The 22,336-nt window shown below is 62.1% G+C and carries 21 protein-coding genes; 12 read left to right on the plus strand and 9 right to left on the minus strand.

Translation table 11 applies throughout. From position 1 onward, the window contains the following. Positions 1-3: 3 nt before the first annotated feature. The 3 genes from CKW24_RS06630 to CKW24_RS06640 form a co-directional block, all read right to left on the minus strand. A complete protein-coding gene (locus tag CKW24_RS06630; RefSeq protein WP_095166263.1) occupies positions 4-1,398 on the minus strand; it encodes an ethanolamine ammonia-lyase subunit EutB in 1,395 nt (464 codons plus the stop codon). A 98-nt stretch (positions 1,399-1,496) separates the two neighbouring features. Further along, positions 1,497-2,777, minus strand: a complete 1,281-nt coding sequence (eutH, locus tag CKW24_RS06635) for an ethanolamine utilization protein EutH (RefSeq protein ID WP_095166265.1) — start codon at positions 2,775-2,777, stop codon at positions 1,497-1,499. 187 nt (positions 2,778-2,964) lie between these two features. After that, complete coding sequence (locus tag CKW24_RS06640; protein WP_095166267.1) at positions 2,965-4,485, minus strand: aldehyde dehydrogenase family protein; 1,521 nt, start codon at positions 4,483-4,485, stop codon at positions 2,965-2,967. A 358-nt stretch (positions 4,486-4,843) separates the two neighbouring features. Between CKW24_RS06640 and CKW24_RS06645 the strand changes: the two genes are divergently transcribed. Continuing rightward, positions 4,844-6,754 carry a sigma-54-dependent Fis family transcriptional regulator gene (locus tag CKW24_RS06645; protein WP_095166269.1) on the plus strand — a complete coding sequence of 637 codons (1,911 nt, stop codon included), beginning with the start codon at positions 4,844-4,846 and terminating at the stop codon, positions 6,752-6,754. Positions 6,755-6,777: 23 nt separating this feature from the next. Here CKW24_RS06645 and CKW24_RS06650 read toward each other — a convergent pair whose 3' ends face one another. After that, the gene (locus CKW24_RS06650) at positions 6,778-7,902 is read right to left on the minus strand and encodes a molecular chaperone DnaJ (RefSeq protein WP_095166271.1); all 1,125 of its coding nucleotides are present in this window, start codon (positions 7,900-7,902) and stop codon (positions 6,778-6,780) included. A 190-nt stretch (positions 7,903-8,092) separates the two neighbouring features. Here CKW24_RS06650 and mpl point away from each other — a divergent pair, with 190 nt between their 5' ends. Genes mpl through CKW24_RS06665 form a run of 3 tightly spaced genes read left to right on the plus strand, consistent with a single transcriptional unit; the run spans position 8,093 to position 10,348 of the window. After that, on the plus strand, positions 8,093-9,442 hold the full coding sequence (gene mpl, locus CKW24_RS06655; protein WP_095166273.1) for a UDP-N-acetylmuramate:L-alanyl-gamma-D-glutamyl-meso-diaminopimelate ligase: 1,350 nt from the start codon (positions 8,093-8,095) through the stop codon (positions 9,440-9,442). Then, positions 9,439-10,071, plus strand: coding sequence for a flavin prenyltransferase UbiX (gene ubiX / locus CKW24_RS06660; protein WP_095166275.1), 633 nt, complete (start codon positions 9,439-9,441; stop codon positions 10,069-10,071). The genes mpl and ubiX overlap by 4 nt, the downstream gene beginning before the upstream one ends. Further along, complete coding sequence (locus CKW24_RS06665) at positions 10,064-10,348, plus strand: YceK/YidQ family lipoprotein (RefSeq protein WP_095166277.1); 285 nt, start codon at positions 10,064-10,066, stop codon at positions 10,346-10,348. The genes ubiX and CKW24_RS06665 overlap by 8 nt, the downstream gene beginning before the upstream one ends. Before the next feature lie 7 nt (positions 10,349-10,355). On the opposite strand, the gene CKW24_RS06670 is transcribed toward CKW24_RS06665, so the two are convergent. The 3 genes from CKW24_RS06670 to CKW24_RS06680 all read right to left on the minus strand — a co-directional run bounded on the left by CKW24_RS06670 (position 10,356) and on the right by CKW24_RS06680 (position 13,302). Continuing rightward, entirely contained in the window at positions 10,356-10,997 is a 642-nt protein-coding gene (locus tag CKW24_RS06670; protein WP_095166279.1) for an oxidoreductase, read from the minus strand. A 27-nt stretch (positions 10,998-11,024) separates the two neighbouring features. Next, positions 11,025-12,743 carry a C13 family peptidase gene (locus CKW24_RS06675; protein ID WP_095166281.1) on the minus strand — a complete coding sequence of 573 codons (1,719 nt, stop codon included), beginning with the start codon at positions 12,741-12,743 and terminating at the stop codon, positions 11,025-11,027. Between the two features lie 103 nt (positions 12,744-12,846). Then, positions 12,847-13,302, minus strand: a complete 456-nt coding sequence (locus CKW24_RS06680) for a MaoC family dehydratase (protein ID WP_095166283.1) — start codon at positions 13,300-13,302, stop codon at positions 12,847-12,849. A 183-nt stretch (positions 13,303-13,485) separates the two neighbouring features. Between CKW24_RS06680 and CKW24_RS06685 the strand changes: the two genes are divergently transcribed. Genes CKW24_RS06685 through CKW24_RS06695 form a run of 3 tightly spaced genes read left to right on the plus strand, consistent with a single transcriptional unit; the run spans position 13,486 to position 15,162 of the window. Beyond that, complete coding sequence (locus CKW24_RS06685; protein WP_095166285.1) at positions 13,486-13,848, plus strand: CidA/LrgA family protein; 363 nt, start codon at positions 13,486-13,488, stop codon at positions 13,846-13,848. Next, on the plus strand, positions 13,845-14,561 hold the full coding sequence (locus tag CKW24_RS06690; protein ID WP_095166287.1) for an LrgB family protein: 717 nt from the start codon (positions 13,845-13,847) through the stop codon (positions 14,559-14,561). Before CKW24_RS06685 ends, CKW24_RS06690 begins: the two co-directional genes overlap by 4 nt. A 10-nt stretch (positions 14,562-14,571) precedes the next feature. Further along, the gene (locus CKW24_RS06695; RefSeq protein ID WP_095166289.1) at positions 14,572-15,162 is read left to right on the plus strand and encodes an LON peptidase substrate-binding domain-containing protein; all 591 of its coding nucleotides are present in this window, start codon (positions 14,572-14,574) and stop codon (positions 15,160-15,162) included. A gap of 7 nt (positions 15,163-15,169) precedes the next feature. On the opposite strand, the gene CKW24_RS06700 is transcribed toward CKW24_RS06695, so the two are convergent. Together CKW24_RS06700 and CKW24_RS06705 are read right to left on the minus strand one after the other, a co-directional pair. Then, positions 15,170-16,486: a bifunctional DedA family/phosphatase PAP2 family protein gene (locus tag CKW24_RS06700; protein ID WP_095166290.1), complete on the minus strand. Its 1,317-nt coding sequence runs from the start codon at positions 16,484-16,486 to the stop codon at positions 15,170-15,172. A gap of 43 nt (positions 16,487-16,529) precedes the next feature. After that, complete coding sequence (locus CKW24_RS06705) at positions 16,530-17,213, minus strand: DNA-3-methyladenine glycosylase (protein WP_095166292.1); 684 nt, start codon at positions 17,211-17,213, stop codon at positions 16,530-16,532. Between the two features lie 187 nt (positions 17,214-17,400). On the opposite strand from CKW24_RS06705, the gene CKW24_RS06710 reads away from it, so the two are divergent. The 5 genes from CKW24_RS06710 to mrdA all read left to right on the plus strand — a co-directional run bounded on the left by CKW24_RS06710 (position 17,401) and on the right by mrdA (position 22,314). After that, positions 17,401-18,672, plus strand: coding sequence for a glutamate-5-semialdehyde dehydrogenase (locus CKW24_RS06710; protein WP_095166294.1), 1,272 nt, complete (start codon positions 17,401-17,403; stop codon positions 18,670-18,672). Further along, on the plus strand, positions 18,641-19,363 hold the full coding sequence (gene nadD / locus CKW24_RS06715; RefSeq protein WP_095166296.1) for a nicotinate-nucleotide adenylyltransferase: 723 nt from the start codon (positions 18,641-18,643) through the stop codon (positions 19,361-19,363). Before CKW24_RS06710 ends, nadD begins: the two co-directional genes overlap by 32 nt. A gap of 73 nt (positions 19,364-19,436) precedes the next feature. After that, positions 19,437-19,931, plus strand: coding sequence for a ribosome silencing factor (gene rsfS / locus CKW24_RS06720; RefSeq protein WP_095166298.1), 495 nt, complete (start codon positions 19,437-19,439; stop codon positions 19,929-19,931). 9 nt (positions 19,932-19,940) lie between these two features. Beyond that, on the plus strand, positions 19,941-20,408 hold the full coding sequence (rlmH, locus tag CKW24_RS06725) for a 23S rRNA (pseudouridine(1915)-N(3))-methyltransferase RlmH (protein WP_003185785.1): 468 nt from the start codon (positions 19,941-19,943) through the stop codon (positions 20,406-20,408). Between the two features lie 10 nt (positions 20,409-20,418). After that, positions 20,419-22,314: a penicillin-binding protein 2 gene (gene mrdA, locus CKW24_RS06730; RefSeq protein WP_095166300.1), complete on the plus strand. Its 1,896-nt coding sequence runs from the start codon at positions 20,419-20,421 to the stop codon at positions 22,312-22,314. The last annotated feature ends 22 nt before the right edge of the window (positions 22,315-22,336 follow it).

Below are 22,336 nucleotides of genomic sequence, written 5' to 3' on the forward strand. Positions count from 1 at the left end.
CTTTCATCCCAGTTGCGCCAGGGCCTGGCGGAAGGCCGGCGGCAGGTTGTTGCCGAACCGGACCTTGCCGTCACCCTGCGTGAAAATACCCATGTTCGCCAACCATGCCTCGAATTCCGGAGCCGGTTTCAGGCCTAGGGTCTGGCGCGCGTAGAGGGCGTCATGGAATGAGGTGGTCTGGTAGTTGAGCATGATGTCGTCGGAGCCGGGGATGCCCATGATGAAGTTGATCCCGGCCACGCCCAGCAGGGTCAGCAGGGTGTCCATGTCGTCCTGGTCGGCTTCGGCGTGGTTGGTGTAGCAGATGTCGCAGCCCATGGGCACGCCGAGCAACTTGCCGCAGAAGTGGTCTTCCAGGCCGGCGCGGATGATCTGCTTGCCGTTGTACAGGTACTCCGGGCCGATGAAGCCGACCACGGTGTTGACCAGGAATGGCTTGAAATGCCGTGCCACGGCATAGGCCCGGGTCTCGCAGGTTTGCTGGTCGAGGCCGAAGTGGGCGTTGGCCGACAGCGCGCTGCCCTGGCCGGTCTCGAAATACATCAGGTTTTGCCCCAGCGTGCCGCGGTTGAGGCTCAGTCCGGCGTCGTAGCCTTCCTGGAGCACGCTCAGGCTAATGCCAAAGCTGGCATTGGCGGCTTCGGTGCCGGCAATCGACTGGAACACCAGGTCCAGGGGCACGCCACGGTTGATCGCCTCGATGGAGGTGGTGACGTGGGTCAGGACGCAGGCCTGGGTCGGTATTTCGTAGCGCTGGATCACCGCGTCGAGCATTTCCAGCATGGCGCAGATCGAGGCGATGCTGTCCGTGGCCGGGTTGATGCCGATCATCGCGTCGCCATTGCCGTACAGCAGGCCGTCGAGAATGCTCGCCGCGATACCGGCCGGCTCGTCGGTGGGGTGGTTGGGTTGCAGCCGGGTCGACAAGCGACCGCGTAGGCCCAGGGTCCCGCGAAAGCGGGTGACTACGCGAATTTTCTGCGCCACCAGCACCAGGTCTTGCACGCGCATGATTTTCGACACGGCCGCGGCCATTTCTGGCGTCAGGCCGGGGGCCAGCGCACGCAGACTGTGTTCGTCGGCGGCGTCGCTGAGCAGCCAGTCGCGAAAGCCGCCGACGGTCAGGTGGCTGACGGTGGCAAAGGCGTTGGCGTCGTGGGTGTCGATGATCAACCGGGTGACTTCATCGGTCTCGTAGGGGATCAGCGCTTCTTGCAGAAAGTGCTTGAGCGGGATATCCGCCAGGGCCATTTGCGCCGCTACCCGCTCACCGTCGTTCTGCGCGGCGACACCGGCCAGGAAGTCTCCGGAGCGTGCCGGGCTGGCTTTGGCCATGACGTCCTTGAGGTCGTCGAAGCGGTAGGTCTGGGCGCCCACGCTATGGGAAAAACTTGCCATTTCAGTCTCCGTTTCAAATAGGACAGTGCGCTGCCCGGGGCCGGCCGTGGCTGAGCATGCCACGCTCGGCGTGGGCAGCGCACTTCAATGCAGCAGACTCAGGCCGTTGCCTTGGTGCCATCGGGGTGCAGGGTTTCCGGCAGCGGCAGGCCCAGGTATTCGCCCTTGGCAATGATCCCGGCGGCGCGGTCCTCGGCTTCCAGTTGCAAGGCCTTGGGTACCGACAGCCAATACGCCAAGCCCACGGCAATGAAACCTGCACTTATCTTGCCAATCAGCACCGGAAGAATAATGGTGGGCTGGAAGTTGGCAGTGAAGGACAGGTGGTCGCCCAGCAGGAAGGCCGCGCACACGCCAAAGGCAATGTTGATCACTTTGTCCTTCGGCGGCATGAAACGCACCAGGCGGAACATGGCCAGGATGTTGGCGATGGTCGCCAGCATGCCGGCACTGCCAACGGCGCTCAGGCCGATCTTGCTGCCCAGGCTTTCCAGTGGCTTGCCCAGGTACTTGCGCAGCAGATAGACCATCGGGAAGGCACCGGCCAGCATGATGCCGATGTAGCCAGCGGTTTCCAGGGCGCGGGTCTGGTCTTCAGCGTCGGCGATGATCGGGTGGAACCCCCAACTGCCGAACACCAGGGTGAATACACCGGTGAAGTACTCGACGATGGAGAACACCAGGACCAGCTTGATCGCTGCATCCAGGGTGCGCCCGAAGATGATGAAGCCCTTGATCATCAGGTCGGGCAGAAAACGCAGGCCCAGGGCCAGGGCCACGACGAAGATCAGGATCGGCAGCAGGTTGGCGAAGATGCTGCCCAGGCCCAGGGCCAATTGATAGGTGGCTTCGCCGTTGGTCGACACCAGGTCGCGCACCAGCGGGTTGCTGAACGCGAGGATGACACTGGCAATCAGCACGCCCAGCGGGATAGTCAGGATGCCCGACATGATGCCCAGGGCCATGTACTTGTGGTCGCGCTTGTCGAGCATCGCCAGGCCCATGGGAATGGAGAACACGATGGTCGCGCCGCCCATGAAACCGGTGATCAGCGCCATGACCAGTGCTTCTTTACTGGCCGCCAGGGCCGAGGCCAGGTGATAACCGCCCATGTCCGAGGCGATGATCATGGTCGCCGCCAGTGCCGGGTCAGCGCCCAGGGAGCTGAAGAACGGGCCGAAGGCTTTTTCGATGACCACTGTCAGGTAGGGGATGGAAGCCATGATCCCCGCCGCCGGCACGAAGATGTGCCCGGTGGCGTGGATGCCTTCCATGAATTCTTTACCAAGTCCTTCATCGCTGTTGTAGATCGCCGCGAAGGCGCCGAGTACGGCGCAGAACATGATGAGATAGAGCACGTAGTTGCCGATCTGATCCATTGCGGTTTCCTTTCTTATTGTTGTTTTCCAGCGCGGACGCTGTGTTTCACCAAAGGCGCGCGGGCTTTTGCGATTTTCTGCTTGCAGCTGTGCGTCCGGCCGCCGAGGGGGGCCGAATGCACTGCATGAAAAAAGAGTCTTGCCGGTACAGGTGAGTCCCGGCGACCGAAGTCGCCGGGAGGTTGGATCAGAAGAAGCCCAGCGGGTTGATGTCGTAGCTCACCAGCAGGTTTTTGGTCTGTTGGTAGTGATCGAGCATCATCTTGTGGGTTTCACGGCCGACGCCGGACTTCTTGTAGCCACCGAACGCGGCGTGTGCCGGGTACAGGTGGTAGCAGTTGGTCCAGACGCGACCGGCCTTGATCGCCCGGCCCATGCGGTAGGCGCGGTTGATGTCGCGGGTCCAGAGACCGGCGCCGAGGCCGAACTCGGTGTCGTTGGCAATGGCCAGGGCTTCGGCTTCATCCTTGAAGGTGGTGATGCTCACCACTGGACCGAAAATTTCTTCCTGGAACACGCGCATTTTGTTGGTGCCCTTGAGCAGGGTCGGCTGGATGTAATAGCCGGTCGCCAGGTTGCCCTCGAGTTTTTCCACCTTGCCACCGGTCAGCAGCTCGGCCCCTTCACCCTTGGCGATTTCCAGGTAGGAGAGAATCTTGTCGAATTGCTGCTCGGACGCCTGGGCGCCGACCATGGTGTCGGTGTCGAGCGGGTCGCCGCGCTTGATTTGCAGGACCTTCTTCATCACGACTTTCATGAAGTCGTCGTAGATCGACTCTTGCACCAGGGCGCGAGACGGGCAGGTGCAGACTTCACCCTGGTTGAAGAACGCCAGCACCAGGCCTTCGGCGGCTTTTTCGATGAACGATTCTTCAGCTTGCATGATGTCGGCGAAGAAGATGTTCGGCGACTTGCCGCCCAGTTCCACGGTCGACGGAATGATGTTTTCGGCGGCGCATTTCATGATGTGCGAGCCGACCGGGGTCGAGCCGGTGAATGCGATCTTGGCGATGCGTTTGCTGGTGGCCAGGGCTTCGCCGGCTTCTTTGCCGAACCCTTGCACCACGTTCAGCACGCCCGGTGGCAGCAGGTCGCCGATCAGTTCCAGCAGCACGCTGATGCCCAGCGGCGTTTGTTCGGCCGGCTTGAGCACCACGCAGTTACCGGCAGCCAGGGCCGGCGCGAGTTTCCAGGCGGCCATCAGGATCGGGAAGTTCCACGGGATGATCTGGCCGACCACGCCCAGCGGTTCGTGGAAGTGATAGGCCGCGGTGTGTTCGTTGATTTCCGCAGAGCTGCCTTCCTGCGCGCGGATGCAGCCGGCGTAGTAGCGGAAGTGATCAGCCGCCAGCGGGATGTCGGCGTTCAGGGTTTCGCGCACGGCCTTGCCGTTGTCCCAGGATTCGGTGATTGCCAGGACTTCGAGGTTTTGCTCGATGCGATCGGCGATTTTCAACAGCACCAGGGAGCGGTCCTGGACCGAGGTCTTGCCCCAGGCATCGGCCGCGGCGTGGGCAGCGTCCAGGGCTTTTTCGATGTCTTCGGCCGTGGAGCGGGGGAATTCGGCAATCGGTTGGCCGTTGACCGGGGAGGTGTTGGTGAAGTACTGGCCTTTGACAGGCGCGACGAACTCGCCGCCGATGTAGTTACCGTATTTGCTTTTGAACGAAACGATAGCGCCTTCAGTACCGGGGTGAGCGTAACGCATGATGAGTGTCTCCTTGGCTTTTGTGCTTATAGGGGAGTACGCGCAATAAGCGCTGGTACAAGCCTAGAGCAAAGGTCGGGCCAGTGCCTTTTGGTGCCTGTAAATCAAGGGTTTGCGCAGTCGGCGGCGGGGCCTTGCTTGCAGGCTGTGCCAGATTCGATACGGGTCGTGTGACACTTTGTACCGTTTGTGGCACAGCGCGTGACCGGTCGGTCTCGCTGGCATTGCAATGCGCGCCGGGCTGGAGGATGCTCGGCTGCATGAGAGGGCGAAGCACTCGCCTGAACCAGGCACAAGATAGGGGACACGGGGGTTACGACCGTTCTGCGGACCTGGCCCTCGGGGAGAACAATAAGAAATGCACAGCAACCATTTAAGTCGCCATGCCCAACAGGTCTTGACCGTCACCCAGGGCAAGAACCAGTTGCACGGTCCGGGCAGCGATCCGTCCATCGCCCGTTCCTGGCTGCGATGCCTGGAGGACTATCATCTCGATCCGGCATTGGCCATCGCGCCCACGGTGCTGGAGCATGGTCGGGTGCTGGAAAGTCGCGAGCGCCTGCAGCAGGTGCTGCAGATTGCCGGCGGAGAAATGAACAGCCTGCATCAGCAACTCAGCGGTGCCGGGCATGCGGTGTTGTTGACCGACGCCCGTGGGGTGATTCTCAACTGTGTCACGGCGTCCACCGAGCGCAAGATCTTCGAGCGCGCCGGCCTGTGGCTCGGCGCCGATTGGAGTGAGGCCTGCGAAGGCACCAACGGAATCGGCACTTGTTTAGTGGAACGCCAGGCGCTGACCATCCACCAGGATGAACACTTTCGCGGCCGCCACACGGGCCTGACCTGTTCGGCCAGCCCGGTGTTCGACCCCCATGGCGAGTTGCTGGCGGTGCTCGACGTTTCCTCGGCGCGCCATGACGTTTCGCGCCAGAGCCAGTTCCACACCATGGCGCTGGTCAATCTCTCGGCGAAAATGATCGAGAGCTGCTACTTCCTGCGCCACTTCGACAACCAGTGGTTGCTGCGCTTTCACCTGCAGGCCGAGTCGGTCGGGTTGTTCAGCGAAGGGCTGTTGGCATTTGACGGGGAAGGGCGCATCAGTGCGGTCAACCAGAGCGCGTTGAACCTGCTGGGGCATATTCGCGGCGGCCTGGTGGGCAAGCCGGTGGAGGCCTTTTTCGACTGTTCGCTGGATCAACTGATGTCTCGCGCCAGCGTCAACGCCAGCGCCAGTTGGCCACTGCGCACCCGCGACGGCCGGGCCTTGTTTGCCCTGTTGCGCGGTCAGCCGCGCAGTGTGCCCGCCCCGGTTGCGCAGGCGCAGAGGGTTGCCGAGCGGCCGCGGTTGGCCGGTATTTGCCTGGGCGATGAAGGTTTGCAGGCGGATTTTCGCAAAGCCCTGCGGGTGTTCGAACGTGATGTGCCGCTGTTGATCAATGGCGAGACCGGTTCAGGCAAAGAGGCCTTTGCCAAGGCCGTGCACCAGGCCAGCCAGCGTGCCGACAAAGCCTTTGTCGCGCTCAATTGCGCGGCCATTCCTGAGAGCCTGATCGAGAGCGAGCTGTTCGGCTATCGCGGCGGCAGTTTCACCGGCGCGCGCAAGGAAGGCATGCGCGGCAAGCTGCAGCAGGCCGATGGCGGGACCTTGTTCCTGGATGAAATCGGCGACATGCCCCTGGCCCTGCAAACCCGCTTGTTACGGGTACTTGAGGACCGGCTGGTGGTGCCGATTGGTGGCGAGCCGCAGGCGGTCAACGTGCGGATCATCAGCGCCACCCACCGTGACTTGCTGGAGCGGGTGCAGGATGGCAGCTTTCGCGAAGACCTGTATTACCGGCTCAATGGCCTGGAGGTAGGCTTGCCGCCCCTGCGTGAGCGCAGTGATAAATCCCAGTTGCTGGACTTTTTGTTGGCCGAAGAGGCGGGTGGCGAGGCGGTGTTGATTGATGCTCCGGCGCGCCAGGCGTTGCTCGGGTTTGCCTGGCCAGGCAACGTGCGGCAGTTGCGCACGGTGCTGCGGACCTTGGCAGCCTTGTGTGAAGAGGGGCGTATTGGTGTCGAAGACTTGCCTGCGATGATTCGCCAGGCTCGTCCGGCATCGAGCAGTGCACCGGCGCCGGTCGAGTTTCCACTCGACGATGCCGAGCGCCTGGCCTTGCTCAATGCCCTGGAACAACAGCGCTGGCACATGACCCATGCGGCCGAACAGTTGGGGGTCAGTCGCAATACCCTCTATAGAAAGCTGCGCAAGCACGGGATAACCCGTTAGGTGTTGGCTGAAGTGACGGCTGTTCAGCGAAAGAACGGGTCGTCGAAAAACAGGTCGTCGTTGAGTGATTTTTCCATTTCGCGCTCATAGTCCCTCTGTGCCTTGAGCCAGGCTTTCAGGTTCTTGGGATCATTCAGCTCTTCGCCGAGCAGAATAAGTTCCTGAATATCACCCAGGACCGAGTCGAGTTGCTGCTGGTAAAAACCAGGCAGGTTCGCCAGTGTCAGTTTGTCGAACGGGTCGAGATTAAGCTGCAGTTTGAATCCTTGCTCCTGATCGAATACTTCCTGTTTTAGTTCATCGAGTTGCTCGGTCAATACGCGGTTGTAATGTTTCAGTCGATCAGCAGTCAGCGTGTTGAGGGTGCTTGCATCGATGTGCTCCAACTCCAGCTGTAGTTGCAGCAGCTCAAGCAGATTGCGCTGGCCATAGGCATGGTTGACGCGCTGCATCAACACGGTTTTGCGCTCGCGCTCGTCGGGGTCGGTTTCTCGGTCTGGGTGCAGGGCGCTGGCCAGTTTGCGGTACACCTCGCGCACGGACTGGCTGGCCTCGGCGGCGGCTGCTTCCTGGCGTAGCTGGTGGGCGTTTTTCTTGCCAGGTTTGTTTGGCTCAGGTTGTTCGCTCTGCAAGCGCTCATTTATTTTTTGCGCGATGTCGTCGGGAGATAGCCCCTGGATATCGTCGTCGAGCTCGACCCCGAACATCTCCTGCAGTCCCAGTTTGAGAAACTCGTTGTCTTCTTCCTCATCGGTATCGAAGTCGCGGCCACTGTGCTGGTTGTACAGCGCTTTCAAGCGCACTTGCTCCTCTTCGCTGCAATTGCCGCTATCAAGCAGGGTGTAGGCTTGGCCGCAAACTTCCTGCGTCAGCGTCTTGCGATCAGTTTTCGAGAGTTTGATTCGCTCGCCCAGGTCGCTCAGAAGTTGCACGAACCCGACCGTGTGTTGATGCAGGATGTCGAGCTGGGGCACGAACTCACTGTGCCAGCGCTGCTCATACAGCGCGGTGGCCGCTTCCCACGCTTGCAGGATCTGCCGTTGTTTGTCGATTTTTTTCACCAGCTCATTGAATTTTCGCTGCCCGGCAGACAATTTTTTGGGACCTTTGTCTGGGGAGATACTCAGGTCGTAGGTGGTTTTGCTCATGGGCGGTCTCCGGCGATCACTCAAGCGTGAGGGATGCCAAGGTTATCAGCGGCATCGGTGTTGTACAGGGTCGCAGGCAGATTCTGAATGTTCAGTCGTTTAATAGGGTGCAGTGACTCGCCCGTTTAAACATCAGGTGCGATTTTTCCCACCCTAGGCTAACCTGCCTCGATGTTTTACGAGGTTGACTATGCACATTCATATCCTGGGTATCTGCGGCACTTTCATGGGCTCGATGGCGGTTCTGGCCAAAGAGCTGGGCCATCGCGTGACCGGCTCCGACGCGAATGTCTATCCGCCGATGAGCACCCAACTGGAGGCTCAGGGCATTGAACTGACGCAGGGTTATGACCCGGCCCAGCTCGACCCGGCCCCGGACCTGGTGGTGATCGGCAATGCCATGTCCCGCGGTAACCCGGCGGTCGAGTACGTCTTGAACAAAGGTTTGCCGTACGTCTCGGGCCCGCAGTGGCTGGCCGACCATGTGCTGCAAGGGCGCTGGGTGCTGGCGGTTGCCGGCACCCATGGCAAGACTACCACCAGCAGCATGCTCGCCTGGGTGCTGGAGCACGCGGGCATGAGCCCGGGCTTCCTGATCGGCGGCGTGCCGCAGAATTTCTCGGTCTCGGCGCGCCTGGGCGACACGCCGTTTTTTGTGATCGAGGCTGACGAATACGACAGCGCCTTCTTCGACAAGCGTTCGAAGTTCGTCCACTACCGCCCGCGCACTGCGATCCTCAACAACCTTGAGTTTGATCACGCAGACATCTTCCCCGATCTGCCAGCGATCGAGCGCCAGTTCCACCACTTGGTGCGCACCATCCCGAGCGAAGGCCTGGTGATTCATCCGACCACTGAGCCGGCGTTGCAGCGGGTCGTCGAGATGGGCTGCTGGACCCCGGTGCAAACCACCGGTGCCGGCGGGCAATGGCAGGTCAAATTGCTCAGCGAAGACGGTTCGAAGTTCGAAGTGCTGTTCGAGGGCGTCGCGCAGGGCGTGGTCGACTGGGACATGACCGGTCAGCACAACGTCGCCAACGCCTTGGCGACCCTGGCGGCAGCACGCCATGTCGGCGTGGTCCCGGCCATGGGCATTGCGGCGCTGAGCGCGTTCAAGAGTGTCAAACGGCGCATGGAAGTCGTGGCCCAGGTCAACGGCATCACCATCTACGACGACTTTGCCCACCATCCGACGGCGATCGCTACCACCCTGGACGGCCTGCGCAAGCGCATTGGCGACGCACCGCTGATTGCCATCATCGAGCCGCGTTCCAACTCCATGAAGCTCGGCGCGCACCGTGACGGACTGCCGGAAAGCGTGGTCGATGCCGACCAGGTGATCTGGTACGCTCCGGCCAACCTGGGCTGGGACCTGGCGGGCACCGTGGCGCTGTGTACGGTGCCGTCGATCGTCAGCGATTCGCTGGACGGCATCATTGCGCGGGTCCAGAGCCAGGCTCAACCGGGCACGCACGTGGTGATCATGAGCAATGGCGGCTTCGGCGGCCTGCACGGCAAGCTGGCCGAGGCGCTTAAATGAACAACGGTCCGGATCGCATCACGCTGGCCATGACGGGCGCTTCAGGCGCCCAGTATGGCTTGCGCCTGCTCGATTGCCTGGTGCGCGAAGACCGTGAGGTGCATTTCCTGATCTCCAAGGCCGCGCAGTTGGTGCTGGCCACCGAGACTGACGTCACGCTGCCGCCCAAGCCGCAGATGATGCAGGCCTTTCTCACCGAATACACCGGTGCGGTCGCCGGGCAGATTCGGGTGTATGGCAAGGAAGACTGGATGTCGCCGGTGGCCTCGGGCTCCGGCTCACCGGCCGCGATGGTGGTGGTGCCCTGTTCGACCGGGACCTTGTCCGCCATCGCCATGGGCGCCTGCAACAACCTGATCGAACGTGCCGCCGACGTGACGTTGAAAGAGCGCCGGCAGTTGATTGTGGTGCCGCGCGAGGCGCCGTATTCGAGCATTCACCTGGAAAACATGCTCAAGCTGTCGAACATGGGCGTGACTATCCTGCCGGCGTCGCCGGGTTTCTATCATCAGCCGCAGACCATCGATGACCTGGTGGATTTTGTCGTGGCGCGGATTCTCAATGTGTTGAACATCCCGCAGGACATGCTGCCGCGCTGGGGCGAACACCATCTGAGCAGTGATGAGTAAGCTGCTGCTGGTGCTGCTGGCCTTGCAACTGGTCGGTTGCGCCAGTGTGCGCACCCTGGATGCGGCGCAACCGGGCGCTCCGGTGGTGTATTCCGGGGCGCGCCTGGACTGGTATGCGCTACAGGGTGGTTGTTGTGCCAAGGATCGATTTGGTGCCGAAGCCCCGAGTTATCCAGGCCTCGACCTGCCGGCCAGTGCCTTGCTCGACACGCTGTTGCTGCCGTTGTCGGTGTTGACGGTGCTTGGGGTCGGGTTTCAGGCGACGGGCGGGTTGTAGCGCAGGGCTACTTGCCCAGCTTGCGCAGTTCGTCCGATTCCACCACCCGTATCCCGTCCTGCTCCTCCAACGCCAGGCGCCACATGGCGCGGGCCAGTTGGCAGGCTTCGATGCCGCGGTATTTACCCGGGATCAGCCTGGACAGCGGGCCGGCGAGTTGCTCGGCCAGGCGTGGCTCAAGACGTTCGCCCAGCAGCAGGGAGGGCCGGCAGATGGTCAGCTGCGGCCAGTCTTGCGCGCGCAGGGCCTGCTCCATTTCCCCTTTGACGCGGTTGTAGAACACCGAGGATTTTGGGTCCGCGCCGATGGCGCTGATTACGATCAGGTGCCGTGCACCCATTTCGCGCGCCCGTTTGGCGAAGGCCACCACCATGTCCAGGTCGACCGCGCGAAATGCCGGTTCCGAACCGGCCTGCTTGATCGTGGTGCCCAGGCAGCAGTAGGCGATGTCTACCCGGCCATTGAGTTGAGGCAGGAACACGGTAGGGTCGCCGACTGGGTTTTCCAGGTGCGGGTGTTCCGCCAGCGGTCGGCGAGAGGGCGCCAGTACGCGACTGATGGTGGGCTCGTTGAGCAACCGGTCGAGCAAATGTTCACCGGTCAGGCCGGTGGCTCCAGCGAGCAGTACGTGCTGAGGCGTCAAGTACATAGTGTTTCTCCCTTGATACTGTTCAGCTTAGTTGCTCTTTGCATCCGTGTTGTTCAACGCCGCATTTTGCAGCGCTTTTCGTGCTTGCTGCTTGCGCAGTGCCTGCCAGCGCGCCAGAACCCCCTTGGGTGCCCAGATCTGTGGTTCAGAAGCTTCGAAGTTGTCTGCCAGTTCCCGTTCGGCAACCGTGGCCTTGGCCAGCTTGAAGGCTTGCTCGAGGTCGTCGGTCTGGTTCAGTGCCTGGGCGAACAGGGCATCGCCGAAGTAAGTGAAGTCCGCTTCCTCGGAGCAGCCGAACGACACCCGGTCAGCCCGCGAGGCGGTCATGACGAGCGTGCGCTCGTCTTTGAGGGCAGGTAGGAAACCTCCGGAGTAGCAGGCGGAAATCACGATGATCTTGTCGCGGTTTTTCAGCGGTGCCAAGACGGCGGCCAACTCATCGGCGGGCAGGTCGGCCAGCTCCATGCGCGGCTGATCGAGTACCAGTTCGTGTTCGTGGGTGCCGTGGCTGGTCAGGTAGATGAACAGCAAGTCTTCCGGACCGCTGCGCTCGGCCAGGGTCAGGGCGGCGCGGCGCAGGTTTTCGCGGGTGGCCATGGGCCGGTCGCCGAGGTGGTCGCGGTGGTTGACCAGGCGGATCTGGCCATAGGCGCCGAAACGGCTGGCCAGCATGTTGCTGACGTAGTCGGACTCGCGCAGGAATACGCTCTGCTTGCCGTCGCCGCCGAGCGTCAGGCTGTACAGCTCGATCGCGGGAGTTGAGGCAGGCACATTGGCCAGCGCTTCATCGAGCAGGCGGCCCTGGGCCAGCAGGCCCAGCTCCAGGGTGTCGGGCAGCAATTTGCCGTCGGCATCACGCACGCGCTGGCCATTGATCCAGTCGCCGCTCTGCACCGTGCCGTCGGTCAGTACCAGCGTGCCGTGGCCCTGATAGCTGTCGTTGTCGAACTGGCCGACGTAGAAGCTGCCATCGGGCAGGTTCAGGCGCCCCTGGCCGGTGAAGCGCCAGTCGCTGAAGTGCCCGAGGTAGTGACTGTTGTCAGCGCCGATCAGTTCGCCCTTGCCGCTGAGCGCGCCTTCCTTGAACTGGCCGATCCACACGTCGCCGTCGGCGTTTTCGTAGCGGCCCTTGCCGTGCAGTTGATTCTGTTTGAAGCCGCCGACATAGCTGTCGCCTTCGGCGCTGTTGAAGCTGCCAATGCCGTCCAGTTGGCTGTTGATGAAGTGGCCGCTGAACTGATTGCCGCTGACATCGCTGCGCTGGCCTTGGCCATTGGGTTTGCCGTGGGCGAACTGGCCCTGGTATTGGCTGCCGTCTTCGAGTTCCAGGCGACCGAGTCCGGAGTACTGGTCGGCCTTGAATTCGCCCCGGTAGGTCATGCCGTTTTCCTTGAGCGTGCCCTCGCCGTCGCGCCGCCCCAGCTTGAAGCCGCCGGTGTAGCTGCTGTCGCTGGTGGTCAGGGCGCCCTGGCCATGGAACAGCCCTTGCTGGAAGGCGCCGCGGTAGACCTCGCCATTGCTGCCGTGCCACTCGCCCTGCCCATGCCATTGGCCTTTGTCGAACTGGCCGGCGTACCAACTGCCGTTCGGGTAGTCGATGCGACCCTGGCCTTGCAGCAGCCCGTCGACCAGGTCGCCCCGATAGCGTCCGCCGTCGGGCAGGCGCGCGTCCGGCGGCAACAGCGATTCGCCGTCGCCACAGGCGGTGAGCAACAGGGTCAATGCGAGGGGTGCAAGTAAGCGCATAGCAGGATCCGGGTGATTAGGCGACCGAGTATGCCGCAGCTATGTGCCTGATAAATAGAGACGCGGTGCGAAACAGCAGTAACTGTTCCGCATCCGGCAGGGGTTACACGAACGCCAGTGACAGGGGTTCGGCGATATAGGCCGGTTTTTCCTGGCCTTCGATTTCCAGGGTGGCGGTGGCCTTGAGCAGCCATTGGCCGGGTTTTTTCTCGGTGACGTCGGTCAGTTCGACCTTGAGCCGGACCCGCGAATCGACTTTCACCGGCTGGATGAAGCGCACGCTGTCGAGGCCGTAGTTGACGACCATTTTCAAGTCCTGGGGCAGGACCATGATGTCTTCCATCAGTTTGGGAATCAGCGACAGCGACAGGAAACCGTGGGCGATGGTGCTACCGAATGGTGTCTGTGCGGCTTTTACCGGGTCAACGTGGATGAACTGAAAGTCGCCCGTGGCTTCAGCGAACAGGTTGATGCGCTCCTGGTCGATGGTGAGCCATTCGGAACGTCCGAGTTCCTTGCCGACATAATTCTTGAGCTCTGCAACGGGTACATAGGGCATTGAGACTCTCCTTGGGTTCATCGGTTTTATAGTTTTTTTGAGGGATCAGGAACCACCTTAGATCATCATGGCCACGGGTGCCGGTCAAGCTTGCATACCATTGGCGAATACCCATGCATAGCAGATGCCATGCTTATAATGGCAGGCCCGTTTTGGGGGGCGAGTTTTGTGGGGGGATGATTCATGTTGCTTCGCGGCCTGACCTGGCTGGTGCTGTTTCAATTGCTCGGCACGGCCATCAACCATTTGTTGTTGCCGGTACTGCCGGGGCCGATTATCGGCCTGCTGCTGTTGCTGGTGTACCTGATCATGCGCGGCGAAGTCGGCGAGCCACTGAGCCTGGCTGCCGGCAGCTTGTTGCGCTATCTACCGTTGCTGCTGGTCCCGCCTGCGGTGGGGGTGATGGTGTATGCCGCGGATATCGCGGCTGACTTCTGGGCGATCGCCGGCGCATTGGTGCTGTCGTTGCTGCTGTCCATGGCCTTTGCCGGGGTGCTGATGCAATGGCTGGTCAAGCGCCAGGCTCGACGGGAGGAGCGCTCATGATGTTTGACTGGCAGGGCGCGGTGGCGGCAGTGATCCATCACCCGTTGTTCGGGATCGGCATTACCCTGGGGGCTTATCAGTTGGTGCTGGCGGCGTTCGAGAAAACCCGCTGGATCTTCCTGCAGCCGGTGCTGGTGTCCATGCTGCTGGTGATTGGCGTATTGCTCACCTGTGGCCTGACCTATGCCGAGTACCGTAAAAGCACGGAAATCCTCAGCATCCTGCTGGGGCCGGCGACGGTGGCCCTGGCGGTGCCGCTGTACCTCAACCTGCGGCGCATTCGCCAACTGTTCTGGCCGATTTTTACTACGCTGGTGGTAGGTGGGGTGGTCGCTACCGGCCTGTGCGTGTTGCTGGGCTGGTGGTTTGGCGCCGAACACATGATTCTGATGACTATGGCACCGAAGTCGGTGACCTCGCCCATTGCCATGCTGGTGGCCGAGCAGATCGGTGGCGTGGCGGCGTTGGCGGCGGTGTTTGTGCTGATCACCGGGGTGATCGGGGCGATTTTCGGCCCGGCGCTGCTCGATCGTCTCGGCGTCCATGGCCCCGAGGCCCGCGGCATGGCCCTGGGCATGACCGCTCATGCGGTGGGCACTTCAGTAGCCCTGCAGGAAAGTGAAGAGTGCGGTGCGTTTGCCGCGTTGGCGATGAGCCTGATGGGTGTGGCCACGGCGGTGTTGTTGCCGTTGGCGGTGTCGATGGTGGTGTAAGGACATGTCTATGAGTCTGGCGCTTTTCCCGCTGAATACGGTGCTGTTTCCCGGCTGTTTCCTTGATCTGCAGATTTTCGAGGCGCGCTACCTGGACATGATCAGCCGCTGCATGAAGCAGGGGGCAGGGTTTGGCGTGGTGTGCATTCTTGAGGGCGAAGAGGTCGGCCTGGCCCCGCAGGGGTATGCACTGGTCGGCTGCGAAGCGCGGATCACCGATTTCAAGCAGCAGGACAACGGCCTGCTGGGAATTCGAGTGCAGGGCGCACGCCGCTTCAATGTGTTGCGCAGCGAAGTGCAGCGCGATCAGCTGACTGTCGCCGAAGTCGAGTGGCTGGACGAGTTGCCCGAGCAGCCCCTGCAGGAAGAAGACGCCGACTTGATGGCCTTGCTCAAGGCGCTGGCCGAGCACCCGATGGTCGAGGCGTTGAACATGGGCACCGACGCCGCAGGCCAGCAGTCACTGGCCAACCAGTTGGCCTACTTGTTGCCATTTTCCGAGCTGGACAAGATCGGGCTGCTGCAGGTCGATGATCCGCAACAACGCCTGGATGCGATCCAGGCGTTGTTGGATGAGCTGCAGGGTGAGTTGTTCGCCTGATATTGCCTCAGTACGCGTAACGCATCATCGCGTGCGGCAGATTCTGCAGGGCGTAGAAGCCGAACAGCGCCACCATCACGGGTAGGATCAACCACCAGATTTTCGCCGGTAGCGGATTGAGCGGCGCCTGGCGCTGGCTCAGCCACAGGCTGGCGGCACACACGCAGGCTGCGAGCATGGCTCCGGCCACCACATCGGTCGGCCAGTGAGCCCCCAGGTAAACCCGCGACAGGGCAATGGCCAGGGCCGGCAGGCAACCGAGCAGCAGCCAGGTCAGGCGCATGCGCTGGGGTTGTCCGCGACCCGCCAGCACGGCCAGGGTTAGGAACAGCGCAAACGAACCTGAGGCATGACCGCTGGGCATGCTGTAGCTGGTCAGTGGGTCGGTCAGGACTTCCGGGCGCATCCGCGCGAACAACTGCTTGGTGGCGGTATTGGCCAGCGCAGTCACCAGCAAGGTGCCGCCGGCGAACAGCAAGTGCCGCCATTGTCGCGTGGCCAGCAGCACCAGGGTCAGCGCCGCGCTGATCACCAGCATGTGCTTGAACTCACCGAGTTGGGTCAGCATCACCGCGAACTCGTCGAGCAGCGGTTTGCGGTGTTCCTGCACCAGGGTCATCAGGCCTTGATCGAAGGCGCCGAGGTGCGAGTAGCCGATAAACAGCCCGCCCAGTATCAACAGGCTCAGGCCGGCGATCAGCAGGGTAGAGCGCCGATGTCCGCGCAGGCCGCTGTTGATACCCAGGCCTACCAGCACCGCGATGCTGCCCACTACCAGCCCGGCCTGGGGCCAGAAACCCTCGGGCAATGGCAAGCGGATAGCCGCCCCGGTGGCCCAGCCCGGCAGCAGATAGGCTACGGCCCAGCCGGCACCTGCCAGCAGGCTGACGGCAAAAAAGCGCGGGAAGGGCATGTCGAACATCCCGGCGACCATTGGCAGCATCGGGCGCAACGGACCGATAAAACGCCCCACCAGCAAGCTGGCGATGCCATAGCGCTGGAAATAGGCTTCGGCACTGCCGATCCACTCTGGGTGGTGGCGCAAGCCCGGCAAGCGCCGGATGTTCTGATGGAAGTGCCGGCCGACGAAATACGACACCACGTCCCCCAGCACACCGCCGAGAAAGCCCAGCAGTAGGGTTTCCCCCAGCGACAGGGCGCCGCTGCCCGCCAGTACCGCAACGGCAAACAACAGGACGGTGCCGGGGACAATCAGGCCGGCAATCGCCAGGCACTCAATGCAGGCCACGATAAATACGGCGGCCGCCAGCCATTGCGGGTTTGCCGTTAACCAAGCGGTCAGGCTATCGAGCCATGGGCCCATAGGTACAACTCCAGGATTGCTGTTGGCCCATCGAGGGCAGGGATCAGATCAGTAAATAGTCGCGGCCTTCGACCTGGCCGCGGCGTAGAGGGTTCCGTGTGCAATAGGGTGCGTAGGCACTGTCGACAAAGCGGTACATCAGGTGCTCATCGCGGCCGTGGGGGATGCCCAGGCGGGTGGTCTGGATCACATGGGTGGGCGGTCGGCCAAGGTCTTCGACAAACAGCACCTCATGGTCAAAGCGCTTGGCGTCCCAGGTCGGTACTTTCAGCCCCAGGGCCTTGCACAGTAGGGTTTGGCCGGCGCAGAGCTTCTGCGAGGGGCGCGGCCGGCCATTCGCATCGGGGTTGTTGAGCAGCATCTGGGCCAGGCTCGCTGGCCCCGAGACCTCGTCGACCCAAGGATAGGCGGACTTGATCAGTACCGCATTGCCGGGCCCGTGGGCGCTGAAGTTCAGGGAGTCGCCACCACGGGCGTAATACATATAGATGTGCCCGCCATCCAGAAACAAAGCCTTACGCTTTTCTGTGTAGCCGAGGGAGGCGTGACTGCCTTTTTCGTCGCAGTAATAGGCTTCTGTTTCAATAATCCGCGCCGAAAGCCACAAATCTCCGATCCGATGGCGGATCACCTTGCCCAGCAATTCGCACGCGAGCAATTGTGCGTCGCGGTTGAAAAAGCTGTCAGGCAGGGCCTTTGGCTGCGTGGGATGGGTCACAATGGTCATGGGCGGCAGCATTCAGAGAGCAAATGTGACGTTATGATAACAACCAGGGCCTTAATCCAGGCTGAAGACTGACTATTTGCTGTCCATTTCGACCATCCGCCCGTCACCGCTGTTAGTCGAGTGACGCGACAGCTATAATCTGCCGCTTTACTCTTTACCACGACCATAGCAAAGACCACTCCAGACTATGACTGAGTCCGTTCTTGACTACATGACCCGCTTGGGTCGCGCTGCGCGCGATGCTTCCCGCGTGATCGGCCGTGCCAGCACTGGGCAGAAAAACCGCGCCCTGCTGGCCGCCGCCAACGCCCTGGATGCCGCGCGTGCCGAGTTGACTGCCGCCAATGAGCTGGACCTGGCCGCTGGCCGGGCCAATGGCCTGGAGCCGGCAATGCTCGAGCGTCTGGCCCTGACCCCCGCACGCATCGATGGCATGATCGTCGGTTTGCGTCAGGTGGCGGCGCTGCCGGACCCGGTAGGCGCGATCCGCGACATGAGTTATCGGCCGTCGGGTATCCAGGTGGGCAAGATGCGCGTCCCCCTGGGCGTGGTCGGGATCATCTACGAATCGCGGCCCAACGTGACCATCGACGCCGCCAGCCTGTGCCTGAAGTCGGGCAATGCGACCATCCTGCGCGGTGGCTCGGAGGCGATTCATTCCAACCGTGCCATTGCCGCCTGCATCCAGCGCGGCCTGGCCGAGGCCGGTCTGCCGGCTGCCGTGGTGCAAGTGGTCGAGACGACGGACCGTGCCGCAGTGGGCGCGCTGATCACCATGCCGGAATACGTCGACGTGATCGTGCCGCGTGGCGGCAAAGGCCTGATCGAACGGGTCAGTCGCGACGCCCGGGTGCCAGTCATCAAGCACCTGGACGGCATTTGCCACGTCTACGTCAGTGCCCACGCCGATTTGGCCAAGGCGCAGCGGATTGCGTTCAACGCCAAGACCTACCGCTACGGCATCTGTGGCGCGATGGAAACCCTGTTGGTCGACCAGGCGGTCGCCAAGGACTTCCTGCCGGCCATGGCTGCCCAGTTCCGCGAAAAAGGCGTCGAACTGCGTGGCTGCGAGCGGACCCGCGCAATCATCGAGGCCGAAGCGGCCACCGAGCAAGACTGGAGCACCGAGTACCTGGCGCCGATCCTGTCGATCCTGGTGGTCGATGGCCTGGACCAGGCCATCGAACACATCAATCATTACGGCTCGCACCATACCGACTCGATCGTCAGCGAACACCAGGGCGACGCCCGGCGTTTTGTGGCTGAAGTCGACTCGGCGTCGGTGATGATCAACACCCCGACCTGCTTTGCCGATGGCTTCGAATACGGATTGGGTGCCGAGATCGGCATTTCTACTGATAAGCTGCACGCCCGCGGCCCGGTGGGTCTCGAAGGTCTGACCTGCGAGAAGTACATCGTGGTCGGTGATGGCCAGTTGCGCGGTCAGGAGCCGGTCTGACTTGGGCGACCTCGAGCCGTCAGCTACAGTGACCCGCCAGGAACCCTGTCCCCGGCGCATTGGCGTACTGGGCGGGACCTTCGACCCGGTGCACATCGGCCATTTGCGCGGTGCGCTGGAAGTGGCCGAGTCGCTGGACCTCGATGAGTTGCGCCTGACGCCCAGCGCCAGGCCACCCCATCGGGGTACGCCGCAGGTGTCGGCGCTCGACCGTCTGGCGATGGTTGAGTGCGCGGTGGCTGGAGTTGCACCCCTGGTGGTGGACGACCGCGAACTCAAACGCGACAAGCCGTCCTACACTATTGACACCCTGGAGCTGATGCGCGCGGAACTCGCCGCCGATGACCAGGTATTTTTACTTTTGGGCTGGGACGCATTTTGCGGCCTGCCCACTTGGCATCGCTGGGAAGAGTTGCTCCAGCATTGCCACATCCTGGTGCTGCAACGCCCGGATGCCGACAGCGAACCGCCGGATGCCTTGCGCAACCTGCTGGCCGCGCGCTCGGTGAGCGACCCGCTGGCCCTCAAAGGGCCGAGTGGACAGATTGCATTCGTCTGGCAGACACCGCTCGCGGTATCCGCCACCCAGATCCGTCAACTGCTGGCCAGCGGTAAGTCGGTACGTTTCCTGGTGCCCGACGCGGTCCTGGCCTACATCGATGCGCATGGACTTTACCGTGCGCCGAACTGAATAGGAGTGCCTCAAGGCACGTGGCAACAACGTGTATTGATGCGCCCGAACATACGAGCAAAACGAGTTTTATATGACTGACAAAGACCAAACCAAAGTAAAGCGTAAAGGCACGTTCAAGAGCGCCCCGCTGCCAGTAGAGGCACACACTGGCGTGATCCTGGCCGGCGAAGAGCTGGTCAAGGTTGCCGTAGCTGCCCTGGAAGACGTCAAGGCCCAGGACATCCAGGTGATCGACGTTCGTGAAAAGCAGAGCATCACCGACTTCATGATCATCGCCACCGGTACCTCCAACCGCCAGATCGGCGCGATGCTGGACAAGGTCCGCGAAGCGGTCAAGGCACAGGGCGTCAAGCCGCTGGGCGAAGAAGGCAAGGGCGACAGCGACTGGGTCCTGCTGGACATGGACGATGTCATCGTGCACATGATGACCGCCTCGGCACGCCAGTTCTACGACCTGGAGCGCCTGTGGGCCGGTGCCGAGCAAAGCCGTTCGGCCAGCGCCGCGCACCACAGCCCGGAAAACACCCATGAGCACTTCACCAAGCTCAACAAAGACCAGCTATAAGGGATCGCTGTGCGACTGCGACTGATCGCCGTCGGTTCACGCATGCCCAAATGGGTGGAAGAAGGTTGGCATGAATATGCCAAGCGTCTTCCGTCCGAGCTGGCGCTGGAACTGGTGGAAATACCGCTCAACACCCGGGGCAAGAATGCTGACGTGGCGCGTTTCATTCGCCAGGAAGGCGAAGCCATGCTGGCCAAGGTCGGGCCGAACGAGCGCATCGTCACCCTCGAAGTCCATGGCAAGCCGTGGAGCACTGAGCAACTGGCGGTAGAGCTCGATCGCTGGCGCCTGGATTCGCGCACGGTGAACTTCATGGTCGGCGGCCCCGAGGGGCTGGCGCCGGAAGTCTGTGCGCGGGCCGACCAGCGCTGGTCGTTATCGCCCTTGACCTTGCCGCACCCGCTGGTGCGGATCCTGATCGGCGAACAGCTGTACCGTGCCTGGACTGTTCTGTCCGGCCACCCTTACCACAAGTAGCTCTGCCCTCATGTCCCAGCCGATCCGCATCAAGGACCACGAAAAAGACGCCCGTCTGGTGCGTGGCCGCGTCGTGTTCGGGGCAATTGCAGTGGTGGTGCTGATCGGCGTGCTGATTGCGCGGCTGTATTTCCTGCAGGTGATCCAGTACGAGTACCACTCGACCCTGTCGGAAAACAACCGTGTCCACGTTCAGCCGATTCCGCCGACGCGCGGCCTGATCTTCGACCGTAATGGCGTGGTGATTGCCGACAACCGGCCCAGCTTCAGCCTGAGCATGACCCGCGAACGTTCCGGCGACTGGCAGCAGGTACTCGATGTAATCGTCGAGGTGCTGCAGCTGACGCCCGAGGACCGGGTGATCTTTGAAAAACGCATGCGCCAGGGACGTCGGCCGTTCGAGCCGGTGCCGATCCTCTTCGAACTGACGGAGGAGCAGATTGCCCGTATTGCGGTCAATCAGTTCCGCCTGCCAGGCGTCGAAGTGGTTGCGCAGTTGGTGCGCCATTACCCCCAGGGCGCGCACTTTGCGCACTCGGTGGGCTACATGGGGCGGATCAACGAAAAAGAGCTCAAGACCCTCGATCCGGTGAACTACAGCGGCACCCATCATATCGGCAAGACCGGTATCGAACGTTTCTACGAACCCCAGTTGCACGGCCAGGTCGGCTACGAAGAAGTCGAGACCAACGCTCGAGGCCGGGTGCTGCGGGTGCTCAAGCGCACCGATCCGATTCCCGGCAAGGACATCGTCCTGAGCCTGGACATCAAGCTGCAAGAGGCGGCGGAAGCGGCGTTGGGTGGCCGTCGTGGTGCGGTGGTGGCGCTGGACCCGAACACTGGCGAAGTACTGGCGATGGTCAGTCAGCCGAGTTTCGACCCGAACCTGTTCGTCACCGGTATCAGCTTCAAGGCCTATGCCGAGTTGCGTGACTCCATCGACCGGCCGCTGTTCAACCGCGTGCTGCGTGGCCTGTATCCACCGGGTTCGACCATCAAGCCGGCGGTGGCGATTGCCGGCCTGGACTCCGGGGTGGTGACGGCCTCCTCGCGGGTGTTCGACCCGGGCTATTACCAGTTGCCCAACTACGATCACAAATACCGTAACTGGAACCGCTCCGGCGACGGTTTTGTCGACCTCGACACGGCGATCATGCGTTCCAACGACACCTATTTCTATGACCTGGCCCACAAGCTGGGGATCGATCGGTTGTCGACCTACATGGGCAAGTTCGGCATCGGCCAGAAGGTCTCGCTGGACATGTTTGAAGAATCGCCGGGGCTGATGCCGTCCCGCGAGTGGAAACGCGCCACCCGCCGCCAGGCCTGGTTCCCGGGGGAAACCCTGATCCTGGGGATTGGCCAGGGTTATATGCAGTCCACCCCGTTGCAGCTGGCCCAGGCCACGGCACTGGTAGCCAGCAAGGGCAAGTGGATTCGTCCGCACCTGGCCAAGACCATCGAAGGCGAAAAGCCGGTGGACGACAACCCGATGCCGGACATCATCCTGCGTGATCCGCTGGACTGGAACCGGGTCAACCATGGCATGCAGCAGGTGATGCACGGTGCTCGCGGCACGGCGCGCAAAGCAGCGATCGGCGCGCAATACCGGATCGCCGGCAAGTCGGGTACCGCCCAGGTGGTCGCGATCAAGCAGGGTGAGAAGTACGACCGCTCCAAGGTGCAGGAGCGCCACCGCGACCACGCCTTGTTTGTCGGGTTCGCGCCAGCCGACAACCCGAAAATCACCGTGTCGGTGATGGTCGAGAACGGCGAGTCCGGCTCCGGCGTCGCTGCGCCGGTGGTCCGTCAAATCATGGACGCCTGGCTCCTGGACCAGGACGGCCGGCTCAAATCCGAGTTCGCCAGCCCCAATACCGCGGAGGCTACGGCCCGTGAAGAGTAATTTTGATCGCATTCTCTCCAGC

Origin of the sequence: Pseudomonas sp. Irchel 3H3 (assembly GCF_900187635.1) — a bacterium.
Taxonomy (GTDB): Bacteria; Pseudomonadota; Gammaproteobacteria; order Pseudomonadales; family Pseudomonadaceae; genus Aquipseudomonas.

Bases quoted from the DNA above. Each gene is read 5' to 3' on its own strand.
- CKW24_RS06630 (WP_095166263.1), bottom strand. From the start codon at position 1,398: ATGGCAAGTTTTTCCCATAGCGTGGGCGCCCAGACCTACCGCTTCGAC.
- eutH (WP_095166265.1), bottom strand. From the start codon at position 2,777: ATGGATCAGATCGGCAACTACGTGCTCTATCTCATCATGTTCTGCGCC.
- CKW24_RS06640 (WP_095166267.1), bottom strand. From the start codon at position 4,485: ATGCGTTACGCTCACCCCGGTACTGAAGGCGCTATCGTTTCGTTCAAA.
- CKW24_RS06645 (WP_095166269.1), top strand. From the start codon at position 4,844: ATGCACAGCAACCATTTAAGTCGCCATGCCCAACAGGTCTTGACCGTC.
- CKW24_RS06650 (WP_095166271.1), bottom strand. From the start codon at position 7,902: ATGAGCAAAACCACCTACGACCTGAGTATCTCCCCAGACAAAGGTCCC.
- mpl (WP_095166273.1), top strand. From the start codon at position 8,093: ATGCACATTCATATCCTGGGTATCTGCGGCACTTTCATGGGCTCGATG.
- ubiX (WP_095166275.1), top strand. From the start codon at position 9,439: ATGAACAACGGTCCGGATCGCATCACGCTGGCCATGACGGGCGCTTCA.
- CKW24_RS06665 (WP_095166277.1), top strand. From the start codon at position 10,064: ATGAGTAAGCTGCTGCTGGTGCTGCTGGCCTTGCAACTGGTCGGTTGC.
- CKW24_RS06670 (WP_095166279.1), bottom strand. From the start codon at position 10,997: ATGTACTTGACGCCTCAGCACGTACTGCTCGCTGGAGCCACCGGCCTG.
- CKW24_RS06675 (WP_095166281.1), bottom strand. From the start codon at position 12,743: ATGCGCTTACTTGCACCCCTCGCATTGACCCTGTTGCTCACCGCCTGT.
- CKW24_RS06680 (WP_095166283.1), bottom strand. From the start codon at position 13,302: ATGCCCTATGTACCCGTTGCAGAGCTCAAGAATTATGTCGGCAAGGAA.
- CKW24_RS06685 (WP_095166285.1), top strand. From the start codon at position 13,486: ATGTTGCTTCGCGGCCTGACCTGGCTGGTGCTGTTTCAATTGCTCGGC.
- CKW24_RS06690 (WP_095166287.1), top strand. From the start codon at position 13,845: ATGATGTTTGACTGGCAGGGCGCGGTGGCGGCAGTGATCCATCACCCG.
- CKW24_RS06695 (WP_095166289.1), top strand. From the start codon at position 14,572: ATGAGTCTGGCGCTTTTCCCGCTGAATACGGTGCTGTTTCCCGGCTGT.
- CKW24_RS06700 (WP_095166290.1), bottom strand. From the start codon at position 16,486: ATGGGCCCATGGCTCGATAGCCTGACCGCTTGGTTAACGGCAAACCCG.
- CKW24_RS06705 (WP_095166292.1), bottom strand. From the start codon at position 17,213: ATGACCATTGTGACCCATCCCACGCAGCCAAAGGCCCTGCCTGACAGC.
- CKW24_RS06710 (WP_095166294.1), top strand. From the start codon at position 17,401: ATGACTGAGTCCGTTCTTGACTACATGACCCGCTTGGGTCGCGCTGCG.
- nadD (WP_095166296.1), top strand. From the start codon at position 18,641: ATGGCCAGTTGCGCGGTCAGGAGCCGGTCTGACTTGGGCGACCTCGAG.
- rsfS (WP_095166298.1), top strand. From the start codon at position 19,437: ATGACTGACAAAGACCAAACCAAAGTAAAGCGTAAAGGCACGTTCAAG.
- mrdA (WP_095166300.1), top strand. From the start codon at position 20,419: ATGTCCCAGCCGATCCGCATCAAGGACCACGAAAAAGACGCCCGTCTG.